General features: G+C 53.3%; 2 protein-coding genes. Both read right to left on the bottom strand.

Features of this window, described 5'->3' with window-relative positions; all coding sequences use genetic code 11:
• Positions 1 to 2,176, bottom strand: a 2,176-nt coding sequence (locus AC1DH9_RS23215; protein ID WP_477808849.1) for an autotransporter outer membrane beta-barrel domain-containing protein, incomplete at its 3' end; no start/stop codon positions are given.
• A gap of 194 nt (positions 2,177 to 2,370) precedes the next feature.
• On the bottom strand, positions 2,371 to 4,419 hold the full coding sequence (locus AC1DH9_RS23210; RefSeq protein ID WP_477808848.1) for a hypothetical protein: 2,049 nt from the start codon (positions 4,417 to 4,419) through the stop codon (positions 2,371 to 2,373).
• Positions 4,420 to 4,559: the final 140 nt, after the last annotated feature.

Genomic DNA, 4,559 nt, shown 5'->3' with positions numbered 1-4,559 from the left:
GATTACGGCTGAACGCATTATCGTTGACCTTGAACTCATCGCTTTTGGAAAACTCGTGGGCCAGCGCCGCCCGGACATAAGGCTTCAGCGTGCCACCGCTGGCCATCGGCATGTCACGACCTGCGGTCAGCCCGGCCTTACCCACGAATGACCAGGTCCGGTCGCCCTTGGCTTGCATGCCGTTCTCAAGTTCATAATCCTGGCCCTGAATGTATGCGGTCGACCAGCGAGTGAAGGGCTCGATGAAATAGCCAGACTTGAGTTTGATGTTACGGCCGAACTCCACGGAGCCGCTCACCCCGGTGTTGCCATAATCACCYTTGGCCTTCGTACCATCACTCATTGCAACGTCCGCCTTGTTCTCGAAGCGGTTCAGCTTAAGGGTGCTATCGACGTAATACCCGAGTTCACTCAACCAGGTCAGGTAGCTGCCCAGGGAGTAGCTGTCGACAGTGCCGGAACTGCCGTGGTTCAAAGAGAGGTTCGACTGGCTATAACCGGCCATCACCCCCAGCAACCACTGACCGTCGCCCAACGGCGTATCGACACCCAACGCGAAGCCTTGCTGCGTTTGCCGATAACTATCGCCGAATGCCCCACCGACGTTGTACTTGCTGCCAAAAGCGCGGCTCCAGGCCCCCGACTTGCCGGGGTTGAAGCGCACTTCGCCCATGCGTGTACGCAACAAGGCTTCTTCGCCATACAAAACGGTGCGTGGCGCGCCAAACAAGGCACTGACGACCTGAGTGGAAGGACTGACGCTACGCTTGCTCGGATCGAGGAACCAATCGTTGCCCGAGGCACTTTTACTCAAGCCATAGGAATAGGTCCCCAGATCGACCTCATTGTTGGCATTGGCCAGCGAAAATCGCGCATCGCCACCTTGTTGTGTGCGCACCACGGTGATCGGCTCACCACTGGCCGGATCGACACCGCTGCTGGTGATCAGCAGTCGATGATCGCCGGTAGCGGTGCCCATGACCTTCAACAGATCGGTCTCACCCGTAGTGAAGTGGGTGCGCATGATAAACAGGCCGCGGCCCGACAGATTGGTGACATCCAGTTGTTTGTAGTCATTGCCATTATCGGCACCAAACCTGACAGTGCCCTCGGTGTGCAGGTCGCCGACCTGGCTGTTGCCGGTCATGGCCCATTCGGATTGATGATCGATGCCGAGCGTGGCGACGTTCTCCAGGCGCCCGGTCAACAGCGAACCTTGCTGCAACTGCACATTAGCGGTGCTGCCCGCCTCGGCGATCACATCACCCGTCAGCGAGGCCTGGTTGAAGTTCAGGTTGGCGGTGCTGTTACCGGCCACCTGAACATTGCCTTCCAGTGCACTGCTGCCAACATTCATGTTGACCGACGCCGCTCCCGCCACTTCAAGAATAGTGCCGTTGCCGCCCTTGAGGGTCGAACCGTTAATGACATGAATGTCAGTAATGGTGTTCGTTGCCCCGGCATTGTCCACAACGATCGCAGAACCGGTTTTGCCTTCCGCGCTTGAATTGTCCAGCACCAGTTGGCTGCCTTCGCCCGGGACTTCAACCTTGACCGTCACACCGTTATGGCCACCGATGATGTGAGTACTGTTGCTGGCTGAAGCGGAACCGCTGAAAAGACTCAGCCCGGTACTCGTAGCCCCGGCTCCTTCAACCGTCGAGTTCGAAAGCGTGAGCGTGCTGAAGGCGGTGACTCGCGCCCCGAGTGTCTGCCCGATAATGCGGCTACCCGTGACCGTGGCGGTAGAGCCTGTAGGAGTGCCTTGCTCGTGTGCGACTTGCAGGCCTGTATTGACGCTGGAGACAGTGCTGTCGGTAATGGTCGCGGTGCTGTTGACCAGCTCCACGCCCCCCCGACCGCCATTACCGTTTACCGAAGCTTTGTCCAGGTTTACGTGAGAACCGTCCTCAGCAGAAATTTGCCGGGTGACTCCCCCGTTGACATTGACAGTCGATTGCAAGGCGTTGATGTCAAGCGCCTCGGTACCCTTGATGACGTTCAATACCGAGTTACTTGCCAGCGACCACGCTTGCGCACCCTCTGACGGAATGACGGTCCAGCTCTCGTCCACCAGATCCCGAGCATCAGCCTCGAAGGCTACAAGCGAAATCATGGCCAGCGAAGGCGCACCCAATGCAATGGCAATGGGCCTCAAATTGAACCGATACTTCATGAAATATCCACCTGATATATTTTCAAATCCTACGATTGAATGATGTCGGCGGGAGAGCCCACCGCAAGAGGAGGCAGAGACTACGGATACAATCGCCAATCGTATGTAGGAATAATCTTTTTCCTATATGGAATTCGTCTTACTCATTTTGAAAAAAAGGGCGGATGTATCCGCCCCCAAAGGTATTGATTCAATCAGCGGCGACGATTGGGAGTCCCTTCGCAATAGTTCTCATCAGAGAGCAGCGTTACCTTCTTCCGGTTCCTGTCAGAAGGTACCGGTTCGCCAGCCACAGGCACTTCGAACCAGACGGTGAGAGAACCGGATGGCAGTCCGGATGCTTGCGTTGGTTGAATGGGCTTGATGTATTTCAAGTACGGAATATTGATCACAAACTCTCCACCCGGTTCACTGCCTTGAATCTGGTACGGCATCTTAAACTCGGTTCCTGGTATTACGTCTGTCCCATCCAGTTCTTTTGCACCATAAGAATGAACAGTAACAATAGTACCTGCTGGCATATAAGCGGAAATGATTTTAACCGTCACAGGCAGCCAAATATCCGAGGTACCTTCATTACCGTCAAAACTCAGGCAATTGACATCACCTTTAGCATTGAGCGGGAATGTAGGTTGAAGGAACGTAATACGTTCTTTTTCGACTTCAACCTCTTGCGGCTCCGACGACATCGTATTTCGGCCATCGACATACTGAATGTCCCACGACGCGTTGTGAAATCCAGGACCGACACTTTCAATGATTGAAGCGGGAATTTGCCGCTTGATTTCAGTCTCCCCACCCCTCAGTAAGATAGGTCCTATCTTGTGCCCTGCGTAGATTAAAAAGCACTGTTCATTCGCCTCTGGCTCCCAAGTGTCACCCGTTGCTCTCATCGGGGTACTGATCCAGACGGGGCCTTTCAGATCTTCTGCCGTGATTTTGTTGGGGGTCAGGGAATCCCCCATAACGGTCACTTTGGCCATTTGTTTGCTGACCAGATCTGGAAGTTCATCACCCTTATCCGGTCCGGCAGTAACGAAGTCAATGATAGCGTGGGTATCCATTGAAGTACGTGGAGGAGCACCGCGACGTATGAACTCGTAATACGCCCTCACCTCTACTTCGATATCAGAAGTACCAAACAAGGGTTTAAGGTGTTCGTGGTAGTACAGTTCGAACTGTAGCCGCGACTGGCCACCCAAATCCTGTTCACCGACAAAGATCGGGATCCCCCCCGTCATGGGCGCAAGATAGAGTTTGATTATATCGGTATTCAGGCCATTATCCGGGCGCGGCACCTCGGCATAGACACGCCCCGCGAGGTCTTTCAGGTCAAGTGCATCCGGTTTGATTGCAGTCGGAATCTCGACGGGTTTAAGCACGGCATCAGGCTGGATTCTTACCGTGATTGTACGTTCAAGAGAAACCAGACTGAAATTCCCAACAAGGTCTTTCAATCGGTAGAACAGATACCACGTGCCATTAGTCAGAGGAACGGGAATGTCTGCTACCGGAAATCGTACCTGGCCGCTAGGAGGCAATGGAATCTTGATGACTTCCTTCGGAGGTGCTGTTTGTGAATAGGTATCATCGAACCAGACTTCGACTTCATCATCCTGTCTATAATAGCTAAAGGCCGTTGAAATATTACATTCGACGTGAGTGTTGCGAAGTAACCAGTCGCTGTCCAGGTCCTTGCCGGGCGCAGGGTTTGTAAACGTGGCCCTTACAGGGTTGCTTACGACACCTGTTTGCTTGTTCTTATAGGGTTGGAATCTGTCAACCTTTATCGATAGATACTGCGGGGTCGTTGGGTTTAGAGTGTCCCCGTTTATAACTCTGATGYCTATTTCCCAATCCGTGGCCGACTTACTGGCATCGTCGTCCAGCAACTCACTGGAAAGAAATTTGACCTCTAACGGCCATTTACGATCAGCAATTGGCCCAAGATTGCCAGTGCCCACAGTCTTCGTCGTACCCGTACGCGGGTTACGCAAGCGAATTTGATAGGAGTCGGCAGTATGGGGTGTAGTAGAGTCATATGACTCCAGCTGGACAAGAATATCCGTCAGATCGAACAATGCTTTCGGTACATGATTTTCGAGCAGCAGACCATCCATAAGCGTCTTGCCTGCGAGCGTACCGGGATCATCCAATCTTAAAAACCGAAGTTCATCTCGAGATTTTTCCGCCAGTTCCCGTTTACCAAGGCTCAACAGGCCCAGATTTTCTTTAGCCGTCATTTCATGTACTCCATCACTGATTAGCTAATTTTTTGCGCTCAAGCCAATTCATGCCCAAGAACACATTACCGTTGCCCCGCTATTTCATTGCCGGCGCAATACCGAAGCGGGTCTCCACGTTCGCAAGACTTCTGGAGACG

This window comes from Pseudomonas sp. 05T35 (genome assembly GCF_056396605.1).
Note: the sequence above shows the minus strand (reverse complement) of the source record. Positions and strands in the feature narration are given on the sequence as shown.